Source organism: Streptomyces sp. NPDC048434 (genome assembly GCF_043200375.1).
Taxonomy (GTDB): Bacteria; Actinomycetota; Actinomycetes; order Streptomycetales; family Streptomycetaceae; genus Streptomyces.
On record NZ_JBICXQ010000013.1, the window covers coordinates 152,508 to 172,989 of the forward strand.

16 protein-coding genes are annotated in these 20,482 nt (G+C 69.3%); 10 read left to right on the plus strand and 6 right to left on the minus strand.

Going from position 1 to position 20,482, the window contains the following annotated elements; genetic code table 11:
* Nucleotides 1-143: 143 nt before the first annotated feature.
* Genes ACGFWI_RS17640 through ACGFWI_RS17660 form a run of 5 tightly spaced genes read left to right on the plus strand, consistent with a single transcriptional unit; the run spans nt 144 to nt 5,802 of the window.
* Nucleotides 144-1,763 carry an ABC transporter substrate-binding protein gene (locus ACGFWI_RS17640; protein ID WP_393906852.1) on the plus strand — a complete coding sequence of 540 codons (1,620 nt, stop codon included), beginning with the start codon at nt 144-146 and terminating at the stop codon, nt 1,761-1,763.
* A 27-nt stretch (nt 1,764-1,790) separates the two neighbouring features.
* Complete coding sequence (locus ACGFWI_RS17645; protein WP_393906853.1) at nt 1,791-2,714, plus strand: ABC transporter permease; 924 nt, start codon at nt 1,791-1,793, stop codon at nt 2,712-2,714.
* Nucleotides 2,707-3,699 carry an ABC transporter permease gene (locus ACGFWI_RS17650; protein WP_393906854.1) on the plus strand — a complete coding sequence of 331 codons (993 nt, stop codon included), beginning with the start codon at nt 2,707-2,709 and terminating at the stop codon, nt 3,697-3,699. The genes ACGFWI_RS17645 and ACGFWI_RS17650 overlap by 8 nt, the downstream gene beginning before the upstream one ends.
* Before the next feature lie 11 nt (nt 3,700-3,710).
* Entirely contained in the window at nt 3,711-4,751 is a 1,041-nt protein-coding gene (locus ACGFWI_RS17655; RefSeq protein WP_393906855.1) for an ABC transporter ATP-binding protein, read from the plus strand.
* A complete protein-coding gene (locus ACGFWI_RS17660) occupies nt 4,738-5,802 on the plus strand; it encodes an ABC transporter ATP-binding protein (protein WP_393906856.1) in 1,065 nt (354 codons plus the stop codon). Before ACGFWI_RS17655 ends, ACGFWI_RS17660 begins: the two co-directional genes overlap by 14 nt.
* A 68-nt stretch (nt 5,803-5,870) precedes the next feature.
* Here the strand turns inward: ACGFWI_RS17660 and ACGFWI_RS17665 are convergent, their stop codons facing one another.
* The 5 genes from ACGFWI_RS17665 to ACGFWI_RS17685 all read right to left on the minus strand — a co-directional run bounded on the left by ACGFWI_RS17665 (nt 5,871) and on the right by ACGFWI_RS17685 (nt 12,144).
* Nucleotides 5,871-7,010, minus strand: coding sequence for an ABC transporter ATP-binding protein (locus ACGFWI_RS17665; RefSeq protein ID WP_393906857.1), 1,140 nt, complete (start codon nt 7,008-7,010; stop codon nt 5,871-5,873).
* Nucleotides 7,011-7,022: 12 nt separating this feature from the next.
* Nucleotides 7,023-8,084 carry an ABC transporter ATP-binding protein gene (locus tag ACGFWI_RS17670; RefSeq protein ID WP_393906858.1) on the minus strand — a complete coding sequence of 354 codons (1,062 nt, stop codon included), beginning with the start codon at nt 8,082-8,084 and terminating at the stop codon, nt 7,023-7,025.
* Between the two features lie 11 nt (nt 8,085-8,095).
* Nucleotides 8,096-9,067, minus strand: coding sequence for an ABC transporter permease (locus ACGFWI_RS17675; protein ID WP_393906859.1), 972 nt, complete (start codon nt 9,065-9,067; stop codon nt 8,096-8,098).
* A gap of 140 nt (nt 9,068-9,207) precedes the next feature.
* The gene (locus ACGFWI_RS17680; RefSeq protein WP_393906860.1) at nt 9,208-11,007 is read right to left on the minus strand and encodes an ABC transporter substrate-binding protein; all 1,800 of its coding nucleotides are present in this window, start codon (nt 11,005-11,007) and stop codon (nt 9,208-9,210) included.
* Between the two features lie 102 nt (nt 11,008-11,109).
* Nucleotides 11,110-12,144 (minus strand): ABC transporter permease, encoded by a 1,035-nt coding sequence (locus ACGFWI_RS17685; protein ID WP_393906861.1) that lies wholly within the window; start codon nt 12,142-12,144, stop codon nt 11,110-11,112.
* A gap of 485 nt (nt 12,145-12,629) precedes the next feature.
* Between ACGFWI_RS17685 and ACGFWI_RS17690 the strand changes: the two genes are divergently transcribed.
* A complete protein-coding gene (locus ACGFWI_RS17690) occupies nt 12,630-13,751 on the plus strand; it encodes a hypothetical protein (RefSeq protein ID WP_393906862.1) in 1,122 nt (373 codons plus the stop codon).
* Between the two features lie 33 nt (nt 13,752-13,784).
* Here ACGFWI_RS17690 and ACGFWI_RS17695 read toward each other — a convergent pair whose 3' ends face one another.
* A complete protein-coding gene (locus tag ACGFWI_RS17695) occupies nt 13,785-15,965 on the minus strand; it encodes a prolyl oligopeptidase family serine peptidase (protein ID WP_393906863.1) in 2,181 nt (726 codons plus the stop codon).
* 231 nt (nt 15,966-16,196) lie between these two features.
* On the opposite strand from ACGFWI_RS17695, the gene ACGFWI_RS17700 reads away from it, so the two are divergent.
* The 4 genes from ACGFWI_RS17700 to ACGFWI_RS17715 all read left to right on the plus strand — a co-directional run bounded on the left by ACGFWI_RS17700 (nt 16,197) and on the right by ACGFWI_RS17715 (nt 20,342).
* A complete protein-coding gene (locus tag ACGFWI_RS17700; protein WP_006603310.1) occupies nt 16,197-16,391 on the plus strand; it encodes a hypothetical protein in 195 nt (64 codons plus the stop codon).
* Between the two features lie 113 nt (nt 16,392-16,504).
* Nucleotides 16,505-17,491 (plus strand): N-acetyl-1-D-myo-inositol-2-amino-2-deoxy-alpha-D-glucopyranoside deacetylase, encoded by a 987-nt coding sequence (gene mshB, locus ACGFWI_RS17705; protein ID WP_393906864.1) that lies wholly within the window; start codon nt 16,505-16,507, stop codon nt 17,489-17,491.
* On the plus strand, nt 17,488-18,003 hold the full coding sequence (locus ACGFWI_RS17710; protein WP_393906865.1) for a DUF6113 family protein: 516 nt from the start codon (nt 17,488-17,490) through the stop codon (nt 18,001-18,003). Before mshB ends, ACGFWI_RS17710 begins: the two co-directional genes overlap by 4 nt.
* 215 nt (nt 18,004-18,218) lie before the next feature.
* Nucleotides 18,219-20,342, plus strand: coding sequence for a hypothetical protein (locus ACGFWI_RS17715; protein WP_393906866.1), 2,124 nt, complete (start codon nt 18,219-18,221; stop codon nt 20,340-20,342).
* The last annotated feature ends 140 nt before the right edge of the window (nt 20,343-20,482 follow it).

The window sequence follows — 20,482 nt, forward strand, 5'->3', positions numbered from 1 at the left end:
TTCCCCCTCCCGTTCCTTCCCCGCTCGGGCATCCGAGGGGTTTCTCAGGTCTTCGGAGCAGTGGCGGTCGTCGCCGAAGTGCGGTACGTCCCCCTTTGCGATCTTATGTGGGCTAGGCATGATCCCGGACCTGAGGAGGCGTCATGCGGAGAGCCACGCGCGCGAAGTGGGGCGGATGCGCCGTCGCCGTCGCCCTCGTGGCCACGGCATGCGGGGGCGGGGCCGGTGCAAGCCGTTCCGGGGTGATCAGCTCGTCCTGGGGCGATCCGCAGAATCCGCTGGAGCCGGCGAACACCAATGAGGTCCAGGGCGGCAAGGTTCTGGAGATGCTGTTCCGCGGGCTCAAGCGCTATGACCCGAAGACGGGCGCTGCGGAGAATGTGATTGCGGACCGGATCGAGACGTCGGATTCGAAGAATTTCACGGTCACGCTGAAGAAGGGCTGGACCTTCAGTAATGGCGAGAAGGTCACCGCCAAGTCTTTCGTGGATGCCTGGAATTATGGTGCGCTGCTGAGCAACAAGCAGAAGAACGCGGCGTTCTTTCAATATATTGACGGCTTCTCGAAGGTGCATCCGGACAGCGGGAACCCCCGGGCCAAGACCCTGTCGGGGCTGGTGGTGATGGACGACCGGACCTTTACCGTCAAGCTCAACCAGAAGTTTTCCAGCTGGCCGGACACGCTGGGCTACTCGGCCTTCATGCCGCTACCGCAGGCATTCTTCCGGAATCACGACGCCTGGATCCGCAAGCCCGTCGGGAACGGGCCGTACCTCGTGGACTCCTACGAAAAGGGGTCCGTGCTGCGGATGCGGAAGTGGGCGAAGTATCCGGGTGACGACCCGGCGCACAACGGCGGTATCGATCTGCGGGTCTATACGGACAACAACACCGCCTATACCGATCTGCAGGCCGGCAACCTCGATCTGGTCGATGATGTGCCCGCCGCGCAGCTCAAGCATGTGAAGACGGACCTCGGGGGGCGCTATATCAATCAGCCGGCCGGGATCATTCAGACCCTGACCTTCCCCATGTACGACAAGAGGTGGAACCACCCGGGCGCGGAGAAGGTGCGGCGCGGCCTCTCGATGGCGATCGACCGGGACCAGATCACCCGGGAGATCTTCCAGAAGACCCGGACGCCCGCAACGGACTGGACCTCGCCGGTGCTGGGCGCGGACGGAGGCTACAAGGCGGGGCTGTGCGGCGATGCCTGTGTGTTCAACGCGGCCAGGGCAAAGCAGCTGATCAAGGAGGGCGGCGGCATTCCCGGCGGCAGGACGATGCTCACGTACAACGCCGATACGGGGTCCCACAAGGACTGGGTCGACGCCGTCTGCAACAGCATCAACAAGTCGCTGGGGGACGACAACGCCTGTGTCGGGGACCCGGTCGGGACGTTCGCCGACTTCCGGAACAAGATCACGGCCAAGCAGATGACCGGGCCGTTCCGGGCCGGCTGGCAGATGGACTATCCGCTGATTCAGAACTTTCTGCAGCCGCTGTACTACACCAACGCCTCTTCCAATGACGGCAAGTTCAGCAATCGCACCTTCGACAAGCTGGTGAACGAGGCGAATGCGGCAACGGACACCGGTCAGGCGGTCGCGAAGTTCCAGGACGCGGAGAAGATCCTCGCCCAGCAGATGCCGGCCATTCCGCTGTGGTACCAGAACGGCAGCGGCGGCTATTCGGACCGGATCAGCAATGTGTCACTGAATCCGTTCAGTGTGCCCGTCTACAACGAGATCAAGGTCAACTGACTGCGGTGTGAGGGAGGTTGACGCTTCATGGGACGCTATGTGATCCGGCGGCTGCTCCAGATGATCCCGGTGTTCATCGGCAGCACATTCCTGATCTTCTTCATGGTCTATGCGCTGGGCGACCCCGTGGCCGCGATGTTCGGCGACCGGGCCCCCGACCCCGCCACCGCCGCGCAGATCCGCCGCGATCTCTTCCTCGATGAGCCGCTGTGGAAGCAGTATGTGCATTACATGGGCCAGATCTTCCAGGGGAATTTCGGCACCGCGTTCAACGGCCAGTCGGTCACCGAGCTGATGGCCTCCGCCTTTCCCGTCACGCTCCGGCTGACCATCGTCGCCATCGTGATCGAGATGGTGGTGGGCATCGTGCTGGGGGTGTTCAGCGGGCTGCGGCGCGGCCGGGACATCGACACCACGGTGCTGGTCCTCAGCCTCGTCGTGGTGTCCATCCCGACGTTCGTCAGCGGCTATCTGCTGCAATTCCTGTTCGGGGTGCAGTGGGGCTGGGCCGCGCCGTCCGTGGCTCCGGAAGCGCCACTGAACGAACTCCTGCTGCCGGGGCTGGTGCTGGCGCTGGTCTCGCTCGCCTATGTGACCCGGCTGACCCGGACCTCGATCGCGGAGAACGCCCGCGCCGACTACGTCCGTACGGCCATCGCCAAGGGCCTGCCCCGGCACCGGGTCATCACCCGCCATCTGCTGCGCAATTCGCTGATCCCGGTGGTCACGTTCATCGGCACGGACATCGGCGCCCTGATGGGCGGCGCGATCGTCACCGAGCGCATCTTCAACATCCACGGCGTCGGATTCCAGCTCTACCAGGGCATCCTGCGGCAGAATTCGCCGACCGTCGTGGGCTTCGTGACCATCCTGGTGCTGGTCTTCCTCCTGGCGAACCTCCTCGTCGACCTGTTGTACGCCGTCCTCGACCCGAGGATCCGCTATGCCTGAGTCCTACGTCCCGAAGGAAGCCATCGGCCATGGCGACGGCGGCCCCGCCGCGCTGGCCATCGGCGAGGCGGAGTCCCTGGAGCGACGGCCCGGTGCCGCCCCGCCGGGCGCCGGCCCAACCGGCGCAGAGCCCCTCGGCAAGCCCCGCAGCCTGTGGAGCGACGCCTGGCACGATCTGTGCCGCAACCCCGTGTTCGTGGTCTCCGCGCTGGTCATCGTCTTCCTGGTGATCATCGCGATCTGGCCGCAGCTGATCGCCACCGGCAACCCGTACCGCGCGGACCTCGCCAAGGCGCAGCAGGGCTCCCAGCCCGGCCACCCCTTCGGCTTCGACACCCAGGGCCGGGACGTCTACACCCGGGTGGTCTACGGGGCCCGTGCCTCCATCACCGTCGGTGTCTGCGCCACGACCGGTGCGGCGCTGCTCGGCAGCCTGCTGGGCGGGCTGGCCGGCTTCTTCGGCGGCTGGGGCGACACCCTGCTCTCCCGGCTCGCCGATATCTTCTTCGGCATCCCGGTGATCCTCGGCGGCCTGGTTTTTCTCTCCGTCGTCACCAGCACCACGGTCTGGCCCGTGGTCGGCTTCATCGTGCTGCTCGGCTGGCCGCAGATCTCCCGTATCGCCCGCGGCTCCGTCGTCACCGCCAAGCAGAACGACTACGTCCAGGCCGCACGGGCGCTCGGCGCGGGCAACGGCCGGATGCTGCTGCGGCACATCGCACCGAACGCCGTCGCCCCGGTCATCGTCGTCGCCACCATCGCGCTCGGTACGTACATCGCGCTGGAGGCGACGCTCTCCTACCTGGGCGCGGGCCTGAAACCGCCCACCGTCTCCTGGGGCATCGACATCTCCGCGGCCTCCACGTACATCCGCAGCGCACCGCACATGCTGCTGTGGCCCGCGGGCGCGCTGAGCATCACGGTGCTGGCGTTCATCATGCTCGGCGACGCGGTGCGCGACGCCCTCGACCCCAAGCTGCGCTGAGGAGCCGGAAGATGACGAACCACGAGGCGGAGCCCGGGCCCGCGGGCGCCGCGACGGCCGTCGCCGAACCCCCGCTGCTCGACGTCCGCGATCTGCGGGTCGAGTTCCGCACCCGGGACGGCGTGGCGAAGGCCGTCAACGGCGTCAGCTACCACGTCGCGCCAGGGCAGACGCTGGCGGTGCTCGGGGAGTCCGGCTCCGGCAAGTCCGTCACGGCACAGGCCGTGATGGGCATTCTCGATTCACCGCCGGGGTTCGTCACCGGCGGCGAGATCGTCTTCCAGGGGCGCGATCTGCTCACCCTGCGCAAGGACGAGCGGCGCAAGATCCGCGGGGCGAAGATGGCGATGATCTTCCAGGACGCCCTGTCCGCGCTGAATCCGGTCCTCACCGTCGGCGCACAGCTCGGGGAGATGTTCCAGGTCCACGAGGGGATGTCCCGTAAGGAGGCCCGCGGCAAGGCCGTGGAGCTGATGGAGCGGGTCGGCATCCCCGCGGCCCGACAGCGGGTGGGCGACTATCCGCACCAGTTCTCCGGCGGGATGCGCCAGCGCATCATGATCGCGATGGCGCTGGCCCTCGGCCCCGAGCTGATCATCGCGGACGAGCCGACCACGGCGCTGGATGTCACCGTCCAGGCGCAGGTGATGGACCTGCTCGCGGAGCTGCAGCGCGAACTCACCATGGGGCTGATTCTGATCACCCATGACCTCGGGGTGGTCGCGGACGTCGCGGACACCATCGCGGTGATGTACGCGGGCCGGATCGTCGAGACCGCCCCCGTCCACCAGCTCTACAAGGCGCCCGCGCACCCGTACACCCGCGGTCTGCTGGACTCCATCCCGCGGCTGCACCACAAGGGCCGGCCGCTGTACGCCATCAAGGGCCTGCCGCCCAACCTGACCGCCATTCCGCCGGGCTGCCCCTTCCACCCGCGCTGTCCGCTGGCCCAGGACGTCTGCCGTACCGACCTTCCGCCGCTCTACGAGGTCGGACCCGGCCGGGCCAGTGCCTGCCACTTCTGGAAGGAGACCCTCGATGGCGCACGGTGACGAGGGCGCCCCGGCGGTCGCCGCCGGGGAACCGATCCTGGAGATCCGCGATCTGGTCAAACACTTCCCGCTCACCCGGGGCGTGCTCTTCAGGAAGCACGTCGGCGCGGTCCAGGCCGTCGACGGTGTCTCCTTCGACCTCCGCAAGGGCGAAACGCTCGGCATCGTCGGCGAATCGGGCTGCGGCAAGTCCACGGTCGCCAAGCTGCTGGTCGGCCTGGAACGGCCGACGGCGGGCCGGATCCGCTACCGGGGCGAGGACATCAGTGCCCTGTCCGGCCGGGCGCTGAAGGCCGTACGGCGCAACATCCAGATGGTGTTCCAGGACCCCTACACCTCCCTGAACCCCCGGATGACCGTCGGCGACATCATCGGTGAGCCGTACGAGATCCACCCCGAGGTGGCCCCCAAGGGAGACCGCCGCAGAAAGGTCCGGGAACTCCTGGACGTGGTCGGGCTCAACCCCGAGTACATCAACCGCTATCCGCACCAGTTCTCCGGCGGACAGCGCCAGCGCATCGGCATCGCCCGCGGCCTCGCGCTGCGCCCGGAGATCATCGTCGCCGATGAACCGGTCTCCGCGCTGGATGTCTCCGTCCAGGCCCAAGTGGTCAATCTGCTGGAGCAGTTGCAGAACGAGTTCGACCTGTCGTACGTCTTCATCGCCCACGATCTGTCCGTCGTACGGCATATCTCCGACCGCGTCGCGGTGATGTACCTGGGCCGGCTCGCCGAGATCGGCACCGAGGAGCAGATCTACGACCACCCCACCCACCCGTACACCCAGGCCCTGCTGTCCGCCGTGCCCGTCCCCGACCCGGACGCCCGCACCCACCAGGACCGCATCCTGCTGGCGGGCGACGTCCCCTCGCCCGCCGCCCCGCCCTCCGGCTGCCGCTTCCGCACCCGCTGCTGGAAGGCCCGGCAGCTGTGCGCCGACGTCGTGCCGCCACTGGACGTGCCCGCGGAGTTCCGGGAGGCGGCGGGACCGGCCGCGCACGACTCCGCCTGCCACTTCGCCGAGGAGCGGCAAGTGGTGCCGAGCGAGTGAGAGAAGCCGGAGCCCGCCTCCCGTAGGGGAAGCGGGCTCCGGCTTCGAGCGGCGGCTGCGGCGGCCGTCTAGTCGGTCTTGCCGACCTCGCCGGCCGCCTCGACGTCCTCCATCGCGGCCAGCGCCGGGTCGAGGATGATGTCCTCGTCCCGGGCCGCGGTCGTCGGCTCCTCGGGGAAGTGACAGGCCGTGAGATGGCCGGCCTTGTTCCCGGTGATCTGGACGAGTGGCGGCTCCTCGGTCGCGCACTTGTCCTGCGCCTTCCAGCACCGGGTACGGAACCGGCAGCCGGAGGGCGGGTTGACGGGGGAGGGGACGTCACCGGCGAGGCGGATGCGCTCGCGGTCCTCCTCCTCGCCTTCCACCAGCTTGGCCTCGGGCACCGCCGAGAGCAGGGCGTGGGTGTACGGGTGGCGCGGCCGGTTGTAGATCTCGTCGCGGGCACCCACCTCGACGATCTTGCCGAGGTACATCACCGCGACCCGCTCGCTGAAGTGCCGCACGATCGCCAGGTCGTGGGCGATGAACAGGAACGCGATGCCCAGCTCACGCTGCAGCTTCTGGAGCAGGTTGACGACCTGCGCCTGGATGGAGACATCGAGCGCGGAGACCGGCTCATCGGCGATGATCAGCTTCGGCTCCAGGGCGAGCGCCCGGGCCACGCCGATGCGCTGGCGCTGGCCGCCGGAGAACTCGTGCGGGAAGCGGTTGTAGTGCTCCGGGTTGAGACCGACGGTCTCCAGGAGCTCACGGATCCGCTTCTCCCGGCCACCGGGCGGGTTGATCCCGTTGATCTCCATCGGGCCGCCGATGATGGTGCCCACCGTCTGCCGCGGGTTCAGCGAGGCATACGGGTCCTGGAAGATCATCTGGATCTCGGAGCGGATCGGCGCCAGTTCCTTGCGGCCGGCGTGCGTGATGTCCTGCCCCGCGTACGTGATCTTGCCGGAGGACGGCTCCATGAGCCGGGTGAGCAGCCGTCCGGTGGTGGACTTGCCGCAGCCCGACTCGCCGACCAGGCCGAAGCTTTCGCCGGCGTGCACGGTCAGGTCGACGCCGTCGACCGCCTGGACCGCGCCGACCTTCCGCTTGAACGGGAATCCGCCGTAGATCGGGAAGTGCTTGGTGAGGCCCTCGGCGGTCAGCAGCGGCTCGCCCGGGACGGGCGCGGCGTCGCGAGGCGCCGGGAGGGTGACGTTGTCTGTCATGGTGGTCGCTCCCTAGCCCAGCCGGGGCTTGATCTGCTCGGTGAAGAGGGTCTGTTTCTGCTCGGCGCTCAGGTGGCACGCGGCGGCGCGCCCCAGCTCCAGCAGCGGCCGCTCGTCGGTGCAGCGCGCACCGCCGACCTCGCCGGTGAAGCCGCAGCGCGGATGGAAGGCGCAGCCGGAGGGCGGGTTGAGCAGGCTCGGCGGCGACCCGGGGATCGGGTGCAGCGCCTCGCTGACGTCCGAGGAGAGCCGCGGCATGGAGCTCAGCAGGCCCCAGGTGTACGGGTGCCGGGGCTGGGTGAGGATCTCCTTGACGGAGCCCCGCTCCACCGCCCGGCCCGCGTACATCACCAGCAGGTCGTCCGCGGTGTTGGCGACCACGCCGAGGTCATGGGTGATCAGGATGATCGCGGAGCCGAACTCCTGCTGCAGGTCCTTGAGGAGGTCGAGGATCTGCGCCTGGACGGTGACGTCCAGAGCGGTGGTCGGCTCGTCCGCGATCAGGAGCTGGGGGTTGCAGGCCAGCGCCATGGCGATCATGGCGCGCTGGCGCATACCGCCGGAGAACTGGTGCGGATAGTCGTCCACCCGCAGAGTCGGCTGCGGGATACCGACCTTGGTCAGCAACTCGATGGCGCGCTGCCGGCCCTCGCGCTTGCTTGCGCCGGTGTGCTTCATGAACGGCTCGGCGATCTGCCGGCCGACCGTGTAGTACGGCGACAGCGCGGTCAGCGCGTCCTGGAAGATCATGGCCATCTTGTTGCCGCGGAGCTTTTCCAGGGTCTTCTCCCGGGCTCCGGTCAACTCCTGGCCGTCCAGGACGATTTCGCCACCGATCTCGGTGGCCTTCGGGTTGTGCAGCCCCAGGATCGCGAGGTTGGTCACCGACTTGCCGGAGCCCGATTCGCCGACGATGCCGAGGGTCTGGCCGCGTTCCAGATCGAAGGAGAGACCGTCGACCGCCTTGACGATGCCGTCCTCGGTGGAGAACCGCACATGCAGGTCACGGACGGACAGGAAGGGGTCGGACCCGGCCGGCACCGTGGTGCCTTCGGTCTTGGTGAGTGTGGTCACTTCAGGCTCTCCTAGGACAGGCGCACGCGCGGGTCGATGAAGGCGTACGTCGCATCCACGATGATGTTGAACACCAGGATCAGGGCGGCGCTGAAGATCAGCACGCCCATGACCATGGGCAGATCGAGGGTGGTGACGGAGTCGATCGCCAGGCGGCCGATGCCCGCCAGCTGGAAGGTGAACTCGGTGATCATCGCGCCGCCGAACAGCGAGCTGAGGTCCATGCCGAGGATGGTCACGATGGGGATCAGCGAACCGCGCCAGGCGTAGCGCAGGAAGACGTACGAGCTGGACATGCCCTTGGCCTTGGCCGTCCGGACGTGTTCCTCCTGCAGCTGCTCGATCATCGTCGAGCGGGACATACGGGTGTACTGCGCGGTGAAGATCGTCGACATCACGATCCAGGGGATCAGCAGTCCCATGAACCACCCGGCGGGGTTCGAGGTGAAGTCCACGTACTTGGGGGAGTCCAGGAGACCGCTGTAGACGAACAGACCGAGCGCGATCGGACCGAGGATGTAGATCTGCGCCGAGCTCAGCACCATCGAGACGGAGGTGAGCACCTTGTCCAGGGCCGAGCCGCGCTTGTAGGCGGCCAGCAGGCCGGTGCCCAGACCCACGGTCAGGAACACCGCGGCACCGCCGATGGCCAGCGACGCGGTGGTGGGCAGCCGGTCGAGCAGCGTCGAGAACACGTCCTGCTTGGTGGCGAAGGAGTAGCCGAAGCACGGGGCGCTGCAGTGGCCGATGGAGTAGTCGCGGCCGGCGAAGATGCCGACGAGGAAGTCCCAGAACTGCGTCGTCAGCGGCTTGTCGAGGCCGAGGTTCTGATGGATCAGCGCGATGTTGTCCGCGGTGCAGTTCTTTCCGCAGGACATCGTTGCCGGGTCACCGGCACCGAAGAACATGAAGAAGGTGAAGGCGCTGAGCAGAAAAAGGATGACAACAGCGCCGAACGTCCGGCGAAGTAGGAATTGAAGCATGGCAGTTCGCTGCTCTCAGGACGGCGGCGGCTGTGGGCGTGAGGGGTGGGTGGGAAGGCCCCGGAGGGCGCGCGTTCCGCCGTGTGCGCGCCATCCGGAGTGCCTTCGTCAGGTGGTGGCCTGGTGGGCCACCGCTGCAGCTACTTCTTCAGGTACAGGGTGTTCGGGTCGAGGTAGCTGACGTCCAGGTTGTAGCGGACGCCACCGACGTTCGAGCCGTACAGCTGGAGCACCTTGGTGTAGAAGGCCGGTGCGGCCGGGTTGACCTTCTCCACGATGTACTGGTGCAGCTTCTGCCACTCCGCGGTCGCCTTCTTGACGTCGGCGATCTTCGAGATCCGGGCGATCTCGGAGTTCACGTGCTTGTCGTTGATGTGGGAGTAGTTGGAGGCGCCGTCCTGGATGGTGGTGCCGTCGTACGAGGGCGGGATGACCGTCGAGGCGTCCGGCCAGTCCTGGCCCCAGCCCGTCATGTAGATGTCGAAGCCGTTGTCGACCTTGCCCATCTGCTCGTACCAGGAGGCCGCGTCGACCTCCTTCTTCTGCACGTTGAAGCCGGCCTTGGTCAGCGCGTCCTCGATGGCGACGGCTTCCTTCTGGCGCGACTCGGTGTTCGAGAAGGCGTAGACGAGCTTCATGCCCGTCTTGCCGGCCTCCTTGAGGAGCTTCTTGGCCTTCTCCGGCTCGCCGTTGGGGTGCGAGAGCTTGCCGTAGGGGTCGTAGCCCTTCTTGTAGCCCGCCACGGTCGGGGCGAGCAGACCGCCGGCGATCTCACCGCCGTAGCTGCCGCCGTTGAGCCGGACGAGCTGCTGGTCCGGCAGCGCGTAGGTGATCGCGTCGCGGATCTTCTTGTCCTTGAGGCGGTCCATGTTGAAGTTCATCTGCCAGACGTAGGGCTGGTAGCCCTGCACCATGCGCTTGCTCGCGCTCCGGTTGTCCAGCACGTTCTTCGTCAGCGTCGGGTCGACCGAGTTGGTGAAGCTCACCGCGTTCTTGGCCTCACCCTGGTCGGCCATCAGGCGCTTGGTGGAGTCCGACGCCTGGTGGTTGAAGGTGATGTTGAAGCCGTCCGGGTACTGGTGGTGGACCGGGTCCGTCTTCGCGTCCCAGTTCTTGTTGCGCACCAGCTGCATGGACTTGCCGGACTTGAACGCCGCGATCTTGTACGGGCCCGAGGTCACCGGCTTGACGTCGTAGGCGTCCTTGGTGTCCTTCGCACTGTCCGGGACCGCGCTGTAGCCAGGCATCGTCAGCGCGTAGGGCAGCTGCGAGTTCGGCTGCTTGAAGTGGAAGATGATGGTCTTCGCGTCCGGCGTGTCCAGCACGCTCTTGGGCAGGTGGTCGCCCTTGTACGGACCGTCCGGCAGCGCCTTGCGGTACGTGGTGCCGGCGCCCGACAGCCAGGTCTGGATGTAGGTGGGACCGTCGGTGATGAACTTGGCGTAGAGCCGCTCGATGCTGTGGCGGATGTCCTTCGAGGTGATCGGCGTACCGTCCTCGAACTTGATGCCGTCCTTGAGCGTGTACTTCCAGGTCTTGCCGCCGTCGGACATCTGGCCGGCGTCGGTGGCGAGGTCGCCCACGACCTTGGCGTTGCCCTTGTCGTCCTGCTTGAAGCTGGTCAGGCCGCGGAAGATCAGCTGGGACAGCGCCTTCATGTCGCTGACGTACATCTGGCCCGGGTCCAGGTGGTTGTAGCTGTCACGCTGGTAGACGCGGAGGGTGCCGCCGGAGTGGGCGCCCTTGACGGCGACCGCCGGGCCGGTGGAGTCGGAGGTCGTGCCCATCGGGATCGCCTTGGCCTGGGAGGCGGCGTCCTTGTCGGTCTGCGACTTGCTCTCGTTGGAGCCGCTGCCGCCGCTGCAACCGGTGAGCGCGAGCGATCCGGCCGCGAGGGCCACGATCGCCGCGCGTGCTCTGCGCGTAGATAGTGCGTTCATGGGTTTCCAAGCACCTGCCTGTCAGTTGGTGTCCAGATGTGCTGTCTGACGCATCCCGGGCGGGCCCGGCAGGGGTGACAGCAAGCCCCCTCAAGTGGACGATCAGCGCCCGGACTTGGGATCGAAGGCGTCGCGTACCGAATCTCCGAGCAGGTTGAAGCAGAGCACGAAGATCACCATGGCCACGGCGGGGATGAGCAGGAACGCAGGGTCGTTCTCGTAGAAGCGCGCACCTGCCTGGAACAGCGCACCCCAGTCGGGGGTCGGTTCGACGATGCCGACGCCCAGGAAGGACAGGCCCGCCTCCGCGGTCACGAAGAGGGGGAGCATGTAGGTGCCCTGCACCAGCACGGGAGTGACGACGTTCGGCAGCAGCTCCTTGCGGATGATCCGCCAGGGCGAGGCGCCGGTGATCTTCGCGGCTTCGACGAATTCCCGCTCCCGCAGGGAGAGCACCTGTCCTCGCAGCAGCCGGGCCAGACCCATCCAGCCCAGGGACCACTGCACGATGATCAGCGCACAGACCCGCACATAGGTCGGGGTCTCGTCGCCCGGCGGCACGAAGAGCGCCACCACGACCGGCATGAACGCCACAAAGGTCAGCTGGCTCGGGAAGGCCAGCAGGAAGTCGATCACCCGGCTGAGGAAGTAGTCGGTCCTGCCGCCGATGAAGCCGGCGGTGATGCCGATGATGATGCCGGTGACCACGGTCAGGAGGGTCACCGCGACCGAGATGCCGAGCGACATTCTCATGCCGTAGATCAGCCGCATGAACACATCGCGGCCCAGCTGCGGCTCGATGCCGAACCAGTGCTCGGGGGAGATCCCGCCGTTGGTGCCCGCCGGGTATCCGAACTCATCGAGGAGATTGGGATCGTCACTGCCGTAGAGCGTGTACGGGTCCTTGCCGTACAGGGCGCTGATCACCGGGGCCAGTGCCGCGATGACGAAGAAGGCGAGCACGATGATCGCGCAGAGCATGCCGGTGCGGTCGCGTTTGAAACGCGTCCACATCAATTGGCCGGGGGAACGGCCGACGAGCTCACCGCCCTTGCCTGCCTTTTCCTTCTTCAGACCGTCGGGGCCAGGTCCTGGGGTGTCGGACGTGGTAGCCGCGGTCTGGGATGGACTTGTCATCGCGAAGTGCCCCCGCGCCGAGTTCTCTTGGAACATGAAGCGGCACCGAATGCACCGCTGGATGAGCGGACTTTCGCAAGTGATTTATGGCGGAGTCAAGGGGATCGGGTGTGCTCGTGAACAGGTCGTCTACTTCTTGAGCGAACATTACGCAAGTTGACGCCATGGCGTGCTTGACAGGTGGGCGGGATATACGGCATGGGGGACATATCGATACAAACGTCTTTAACATGAAGGCAACTTCACTGTCGCAACACCGATATACGGACGCGCCATGATGAACAACGTACGGCCGTGCGGGTGCCGTAGACCGGCCGGGACGCCAGGTGGCGTCCCGGCCGGTTGTCGTTTGCGGTCATTTCGTCCACCGCTCGCTGCGGGCTGTGTTGTCCCTGCGCCGGGTCTGGAGTAGACCTGCGGTAGGCACCCCCTCACCTGGGGGGTGCCAGGACCACCCAGTACATCGACACGGACGGGGGCTGGCCGTGTCCACAACGCGGGACGGCGTTCTCACCCGCGGCGCACGCGGCATCGGCGCGCTGGTCTGCTTGCTGCTCGCGCTGCTCACCGCGGGCTGGATCATCCGGGATCTGACGATCGCCCAGCACGGCGCGGATGTGGGGTGGACCTGGCTCGGCGAGGCACGCCGGCCGCGGGAGTTCACCGCCTGGGCCACCTCGGCGTTCGACCCCCTGCTGGTACTCGGGGCGCTCATCGTCGCGGTCGTCGCGGTACGCAGCGCCGTCACCCCGTCCGTGGCCGCGGGCGCGCTGCTCTCGCTGGCGGCCGTCACCGTACTGCTGCGGGTTCCGCTGGTGTGGATACTGGGCGCGGGCTGGCTCCAAGGGCTGGACAGCGGCCTCACCGAGCGGGCGCGGCTGACCGCCCTCACCCAGCTCGCCCTGGCGGTCGCGCTGATCGTGGTGGTCGTGGCGGGCCGACGGCGGGCCGGGGCGGGCCGGCACGCCGGTCACGGTGCGCGCGGGCTGCCGGCGGTGGCGTCCTCGGCGTACGGAGTGGTCCACGCGGTGCACTACCGGGCGGATCCCGAGCGGCCCGGCCGGCCGTACAAGGGGGCGGCCGTCGCCGCCGCCGTCTTCCTGGGCACCGCCGGACTCGCCGTGGCCGGCTGGGAGGTCCACTGGCAGGTGCGGCTCGGCGGGGACGTCTACCGCAAGGGGCTGCTCGGGGATGCGTCCGTCTTCCGTGCCCTGCTGCAGCCGCCGGTGCACTGGCAGGCGGTGGCGCTCGCGCTGCTGGCCCTGGGGGCCGCGGCCGCCCTGCTGCGCCGCGCGCCCTGGGCCCGGCCCGCGGGGGTGACGGCCGCGGCCCTGCTGCTCGTGCACGGAGCCGTGGCGCTCGTCTTCGCCCAGCGCACCGGCGAGCTCGGCCGCCTCACCGCGCTGCCCGTCCAGGCCCGGCTGGAGGTGGGCACCGCGGCCTTCGTGGCGGCCGCAGGACTGGCCGCACTGCTCGCTGCGGCCCGGCCCGGCGTACCGGAGGCCTCCCACGACGCGGACGGGGTGCTGGCGTACGGCTCCGCCCCGGGCGAGGCGCGGCCACCGCACGCCCCACCCCCGCCGTCCAGGCTTCCGCCCGGCTGGTGAGACGGCTCCCCGGTCCCCGCGACGGCTACGGCCTCAGGACGGCATCCCCAAGGACCGCTTGAGGAATTCGACCTGGAGCAGCAGTAGGTTTTCGGCCACCTGCTCCTGCGAGGCCATGTGCGTCACCCCGGACAGGGGCAGCACCTCGTGCCGGCGGCCCGCGGCCAGCAGTGCCGAGGACAGCCGCAGTGAGTGCGCCACCACCACGTTGTCGTCCGCGAGGCCGTGCACGATCAGCATCGGACGGTGCGGCTCCACCGCCCCGGACAGTCCCTCATCCGTGATCAGCGAGTTCGCCGCATAGACCGCCGGCTCCTCGTCCGGGTGGCCGAGATACCGCTCCTGGTAATGGGTGTCGTACAGGCGCAGATCGGTCACCGGCGCGCCGACCACCGCCGCATGGAAGACATCGGGGCGGCGCAGCGCCGCGAGCCCCGCGAGATAGCCGCCGAAGGACCAGCCGCGGATCGCCACCCGGTCCATATCGAGGGGAAAGGATCCGGCCAGCGCCTGGAGGGCATGGACCTGGTCGTCCAGCGCGTACTCGGCGAGCCGGCGGGAGACCGCCTTCTCCCAGGCGGGGGAGCGGCCCGGGGTGCCCCGGCCGTCCGCGACGATCACCGCGAACCCCTGGTCGGCGAACCACTGGGAGGTCAGATGGGCGTGGTGCGAGGCGACCACCCGCTGGCCGTGCGGACCGCCGTACGGGTCCATCAGCACCGGCAGCGGACCCTCGCTCTCCGTATATCCGGTGGGCAGCAGCACCGCGCACGGAATCTCGCGTTCCCCGGCCCGGACGAGACGGGGGCGAGCGGTCAGCACCGGCTCCTCGACGCAGGAGCCGATGGTGGCGAGGGTCTTCTCCCCGCCGTCGGGATTCAGCCGCACCACCTCCACCTGGGTGCCGGGCCGCTCCAGCGACGTCTGCGACAGCACGGTCACCGCGCCACCGCGCACCGCGGAGGACACGGTCGGATACGGGCGCTCGGCCACCCGCTCCCAGCCACCCTGGTCACCGCTGCCGCGGAACCAGGCGCGGTAGACGCCGATGTCATGCATCTCGGTGCCGCTCGCGGAGAAGAGGACATCGTCCTCACCGATGTCCAGAACGGCCCGGACGTGCAGCGGCGCCCCGGTCAGCGGGCGGTCGCCGACGAACAGTTTGCGCGCGCCGCCCTCGTCCGAGATCCGCACCAGCCGGCCGTCCGGCGTCCAGGCCGGCGCCCCGGGGAACGGCTCGACCCACGCCTCGTCCTCCTCCTCGTGCACCGTCCTGGTCCTACCGGTCGCGGTGTCGACGGTCAGATAGCGCTGGTCGCGCTGGTCGCGGGCCTGGACGAGCAGCAGCGGCGGCCCGGCCGCCGACCAGTGGACGCGCGCGAGGTAGGGGTAGCGCTCGGTGTCCCAGCTGATGTCCGTGCGCGAGCCGTCCAGGCCGAACAGCGCCAGCGTGACCGCGGCGTTGCGGGTGCCCGCCGCCGGATACGCGACCCGGGCGGGCTCCTGGTCCGGGTGGGCGGGGTCGGAGATCCACCAGCGCTGCACCGGCGCCTCGTCGACCCGCGCCGCCAGCACCGCGTCGCTGGCCGGCGACCACCAGAAGCCCCGGTAGCGGCCCATCTCCTCGGCCGCGATGAACTCCGCCAGACCCCAGGTCACCTCGGGCCCGTCGGGCTCCGCCAGCACCCGGTCCGCCGGCGCGGCGCCCCCGCCGCCCTCGTCCGCGGTCGCGCCGCCGTCGACCGTGACCACCCGCAGCCCGCCGTCCGCCACAAAGGCCACCTGACGGCCGTCCGGCGACGGGCGGGGGTCCACGACCGGCCCTCGGACGGGGAGTTCACGGGTGGTGCCGGCCCGTAGTTCGGAGACGAACAGCCGGCCGGAGAGCGTGAACGCCGCCAACTCCACGGCGGCGTCCGTCGCATAGCCGACGATGCCCGCCGAGCTCTCCCGGCTGCGCTCGCGGCGGGCCCGCTCCTGCGGCGGAAGGTCCTCCTCCACACCGGCCAGCAGGGCCTGCGGATCGGCGGCCGTGAACTCCCGGCCCGCTTCCAGATCGAGCACCCACAACCGCTGGCTGCGATCGGTACCCGAGTGGGAACGGAGGAAGGCGACGCGCGTGCCGTCGGGGGAGAGGGCGTAGCCGCGTGGTGCGCCGAGAGTGAAGCGCTGCGTACGGGCGTACTGCCGCGGGAACGAAGGCTGTCCGGTCATGGGGCGAGCCTAAAGGGGGACGGGCTCACCGCGGTCGCGCTCGTGAAGATCGTGTGCGCCCCCGCTCTGCTTCCGTGCTCCGACTTATGCGCTAGGACGGAAAGTTATGATCCCTTGGGAGCCGTGAGTACGGGGTAAAGAGCCCTTGGCATACCCGGTGCGTGGGTCCGTGAAGACGGCTCGGGCACCATCAACTCTGTTCGGACCGTGAGTACTTGGAGGTGAGCCGCCGTGGCACTCTCGATTTCGGCGGTGGTGCTGCTGGCGATCATCGTCTTCTTGCTTGTCAAGAAGTCCGGACTGAAGGCCCCGCATGCCTTGGTGTGCATGCTGCTGGGCTTCTATCTGGCCAGCTCGTCCATCGCGCCGACGATCAAGCAGCTGACGACGAACGTCGCCGGCATGCTGGGGAACATCAAGTTCTGACCCGCCCCCGGCCGGTCCCGTCCGCCGCGCGCCCGTGCTCCGGCCGGGCGTACGGGGGGGGGCAGCCGGGATCGTCTGCCGGAGGCGGACCGGGCGGCTCGTAGGCTGTCCGTATGAGCGATCAGCCCGCCGGTTTCCGGCCAGCCCCCGCCGAGGGGGGCGCTTCGCGCCCGGCCCCGTCCCGCCGGCTGCTGCTGGTGCATGCGCACCCCGACGACGAGTCGATCAACAACGGTGTGACCATGGCCAAGTACGCCGCCGAGGGCGCCCAGGTCACCCTCGTGACCTGCACACGCGGCGAGGAGGGCGAGGTCATCCCGCCCGAGCTCGCCCATCTCGCGCCGGACCGCGACGACACCCTCGGCCCGTACCGCGCCGGCGAGCTGGCCGCCGCGATGGAGGCCCTGGGCGTCACGGACCACCGCTTCCTCGGCGGACCGGGCCGCTACCGGGACTCCGGGATGATGGGCGCTGCGCAGAACGAGCGGCCGGACGCCTTCTGGCAGGCCCCGCTCGACGAGGCGGCCGCCGATCTGGTGGCCGTGATCCGCGAGATCAGGCCGCAGGTTCTGGTCACTTATGACCCGAATGGCGGATACGGCCACCCCGATCACATCCAGGCCCACCGGGTGGCCATGCGCGGCGCCGAGCTGGCCGCGCAGGCGGAGTTCCGGCCCGAGCTGGGCAGCGCGTACGCGATCGGGAAGATTTACTGGAACTGCAACCCCCGGTCCGTGGTCGAGGAGGGCTTCGAGCGGCTGCGCGCGGCCGGTCACCGCTTCCCCGGAATCGCCACCGTCGACGAGGTGCCGGGGGTGGTGCCGGACTCCGAGGTCGCGGCGTCCCTCACCGGCGATCCTGCGCACAGGGCCGCGAAGACCGCGGCGATGCGGGCGCACTACACCCAGATCGCGGTCGACGGGCCGTTCTTCGCGCTCTCCAACGACTTGGGTCAGCCGCTGTTCGGCACGGAGCACTATCGGCTGGTGCACGGTGTCCCTGGCGCCGCGGACGGTGCACGCGAGGACGATCTTTTCGCGGGTGTGGGCGAAATGTTGGGTATGGAGGAGAGTGCCCGGATCGAGGAGGCGGCGGAATGAGTGCGGCGAAGAGCGGCGGAAGCGCCGCGGAGGGAAACGGCCCGGCGGCCGCCGGCAAGGGGCAGCGGTCGAGGGCGGGCTCGGGCGGCAGGTCCGGCGGTCCCGTGACGCCGTCGGCCGGCGCCGCGCTGTCCGCACCGCTGACACTGGGACGGGTGGGCATATATGTGCTGCTTCTGGTCGCGGGCGTGCTGGTCGCGTTCGCCGGAACCCTGGTGCAAGCGGCCTGGTTCCCCGGCGGGTTGGTGCTGGCGCTGGCCGGTGTCGGCGGCCTCTTCTACGGGGGCGTCCGGGCGACCGGCACCTCGGCGGGCGTGCTGGTGCCCGGCGCGGCCTGGCTGGTGACGGTGTTCCTGCTGCTCAGCAATGTCCGGCCGGAAGGTGACTTTCTCTTCGGTGCGGGGCTCGGTTCGTACATCTTCCTGCTGGGCGGCATCCTGGTCGCTGTGATCTGCGCCACCGCCGCTCAGATGCGTGCTACGGGCGTCCGGTACGGCCGAGTTGGCGGATGACGTGGTCCATACCGGGACGGATGCCGCGCAGGTCGGGGTGAACGGACCGGGTACCGGGGGTTCGCTCGTGGCGGCGGTGTTCGTACGCTCCCCGGGTGCCCGCCCGCGGCGGACAGTATGGTGGTGCGCGCCGTCGCGCCGCCCTGGGGGCACCCCCCGGCCTGTGGCCGGGGATCATCTCTGACGAGCGGCGGAGCCAACCGGGAGAACCTGCTTTGAGTCGTGAATCTGACAGTTCGTCCTCCGGCCCTCAGGGCCGTGGCGGAGCCGCGTACCCCTCAGGGACGCCGCCGTACGGCTCGCCCAGGGGAGATGCCGACGAGGCGCCGGAGCCCGGTGCCACGGCGCGGCCGGAGGAGCCCAAAACCGAGACCACGCTGACGACGCGGATCAAGATCAATATTCCGGGGTCGCGCCCCATCCCGCCGGTCGTCGTGCGCAAGACCGTCGGTGAGGAGTCCGGCATGAACGCATCGGCTGGTTCCGGCGGTTCCGCCGGTTCCCGAGGTACGCCCCGCCCTGCCCGCGGCAGCGAGCGGAACGCGGAGCGTACGGCGAACACCCCCAGGCCCGACGCTCCGGGGGACGAGTCCCCCGCGGGCGGCCAGGCCGAGAAGCCCAGCGACTGGTTCGCGCCGCGCAAGCCGCAGGCCGGACCCGGCGGGCAGTCCTCCACCGGGTCCCATGCGATGCCGCCCGCCCCGGGTGGTGCGACGCCGCCGCCCGCTCCGGGTGGTGCCACGCCGCCGCGCGCTCCGTCCGGCGCCAAGCCGCCGCAGCGCCCCGACCTGCCGTACTTCTCCGACAACCCGGCCCCGCAGGACGGCCCGTCGCCGTTCGACGGCGGTGCCCGGCAGGGCGGCGGTGCCCCGCAGGGCGGCGGCTCGCCGTTCGACGGTGGTCCGCGAGGCGGCCCTTCGCCGTTCGACGGTGCGGCCGCCGGAGGTGCTTCGCCGTTCGACGCCTCCGCCGGGCCCACCCGTGACCACACTCCGTTCGACGCCCCGGCGGGCGGCCCGAGCGGCCCGACGACCGGGCCGGCGCGCGGCAATTCCGCGCTCAACCTCCCGCCCGGCTTCAGCGACCCCGGCGTCGGCGGCACGCCCCAGATCAGCGACGACACCGCGGAGCTCACCCCGCAGCCGCCGGCGCCCCTCACCGGGCCGGGCAGTGGCCTCGGTGCCGCCGGTGGTGTCACGGGCGGACCGCCCGACGGCTCGAAGGGCCGCGGCCGGGTGTCCGGCGACACGCTGGTCAGCGGCATCCCGAAGATCCCCGGGGCCGACGGGCCGTCGTCGCCGTCGCCGTTCCCGGCAGCCCCGGCCGAGAACGGCGAACGGGCCGCCCCGAAGCCGCGGCCCAAGATCCCCGAGCCGATCAACCCGCCCAAGAAGGGCCGCAACAAGCTCGTTCTCCTGGGCGTGGCCGTCGTGGTCCTGGCCGGTGTCGCCTACGGCGCCGGTCTGCTGCTCGACCATGCCGATGTGCCCAACGGCACCACCGCACTGGGCGTGGACATCGGCGGCACCACCAAGGAAGACGCCGTCAAGAAGCTGGAGGCGGCGCTCAAGGGCCGTCGCGCCACACCGCTCAAGCTCACCGTCGACGGCAAGGCCGCGACGCTTGAGCCCGACAAGGCCGGTCTGGACATCGACCCGGTGGCGACGGTCCGCAAGGCGGCCGGCCGGGACTACAACCCGGTCTCCGTCATCGGCTCGCTGTTCGGGGGGACCCGTTCGGCAGAGCCGGAGGTGGTCGTCGACGACGAGAAGCTGCAGATCGCGCTGGAGAACGCCGCGGGGCCCGCAGGCGCCGCCAAGGACGGCGGGATCACGTTCGAGAACGGCAAGGCGGTGCCGCACTACGGCGTGCCCCACAAGGCGATCGATGTGAACGCGTCCAAGAAGAAGGTCACCGACGCCTACCGCAGCCGCGCCACGACCGGCACCGACGCACCGGTGGTGCTGGCCGCGAGCACACAGCAGCCGCAGGTCGGCAAGGCCGCGGTGGACAAGGCGCTGAAGCAGTTCGCCAAACCCGCGATGTCCGGCCTGGTGACGGTCCGTACGGATGCGGCGCACACGGTCTCCTTCAGCCCGCAGAAGTCCATCCCGAAGTTCCTGTCGTTCAAGATCGTCGACGGTGGTCTGGTGCCGTACTACGACCGGCCGGCCCTCAAGGAGCTCTACGGCGACACCTTCAACGGCGTCACGGTGACCAAGGGCGACGGCTCCAAGCACCCGGTCAGCGTCGAGGAGGTGGCGAGCGCGGTCGGCAAGGCGCTGCTCGGCACCGCCCCGGCCGAGCGGGTCCAGACGATCGCCACGAACGGCAACTGACCGCCGCCCGACGCGAAACCGCAGGTAAGAGGCCCCCGCAGGGCGTTTTCTCGGCCCCCCCGGAGAAGACCCCTAGGGGGCCTCACCCATGACAGATGTCATGGCACAGTGCTTACGGCCGACACTGCCGCGCGCGGTGC

Coding starts and splice junctions, on each gene's coding strand:
- ACGFWI_RS17640 (WP_393906852.1), top strand. CDS start 144: ATGCGGAGAGCCACGCGCGCGAAGTGGGGCGGATGCGCCGTCGCCGTC.
- ACGFWI_RS17645 (WP_393906853.1), top strand. CDS start 1,791: ATGGGACGCTATGTGATCCGGCGGCTGCTCCAGATGATCCCGGTGTTC.
- ACGFWI_RS17650 (WP_393906854.1), top strand. CDS start 2,707: ATGCCTGAGTCCTACGTCCCGAAGGAAGCCATCGGCCATGGCGACGGC.
- ACGFWI_RS17655 (WP_393906855.1), top strand. CDS start 3,711: ATGACGAACCACGAGGCGGAGCCCGGGCCCGCGGGCGCCGCGACGGCC.
- ACGFWI_RS17660 (WP_393906856.1), top strand. CDS start 4,738: ATGGCGCACGGTGACGAGGGCGCCCCGGCGGTCGCCGCCGGGGAACCG.
- ACGFWI_RS17665 (WP_393906857.1), bottom strand. CDS start 7,010: ATGACAGACAACGTCACCCTCCCGGCGCCTCGCGACGCCGCGCCCGTC.
- ACGFWI_RS17675 (WP_393906859.1), bottom strand. CDS start 9,067: ATGCTTCAATTCCTACTTCGCCGGACGTTCGGCGCTGTTGTCATCCTT.
- ACGFWI_RS17680 (WP_393906860.1), bottom strand. CDS start 11,007: ATGAACGCACTATCTACGCGCAGAGCACGCGCGGCGATCGTGGCCCTC.
- ACGFWI_RS17685 (WP_393906861.1), bottom strand. CDS start 12,144: ATGACAAGTCCATCCCAGACCGCGGCTACCACGTCCGACACCCCAGGA.
- ACGFWI_RS17695 (WP_393906863.1), bottom strand. CDS start 15,965: ATGACCGGACAGCCTTCGTTCCCGCGGCAGTACGCCCGTACGCAGCGC.
- mshB (WP_393906864.1), top strand. CDS start 16,505: ATGAGCGATCAGCCCGCCGGTTTCCGGCCAGCCCCCGCCGAGGGGGGC.
- ACGFWI_RS17710 (WP_393906865.1), top strand. CDS start 17,488: ATGAGTGCGGCGAAGAGCGGCGGAAGCGCCGCGGAGGGAAACGGCCCG.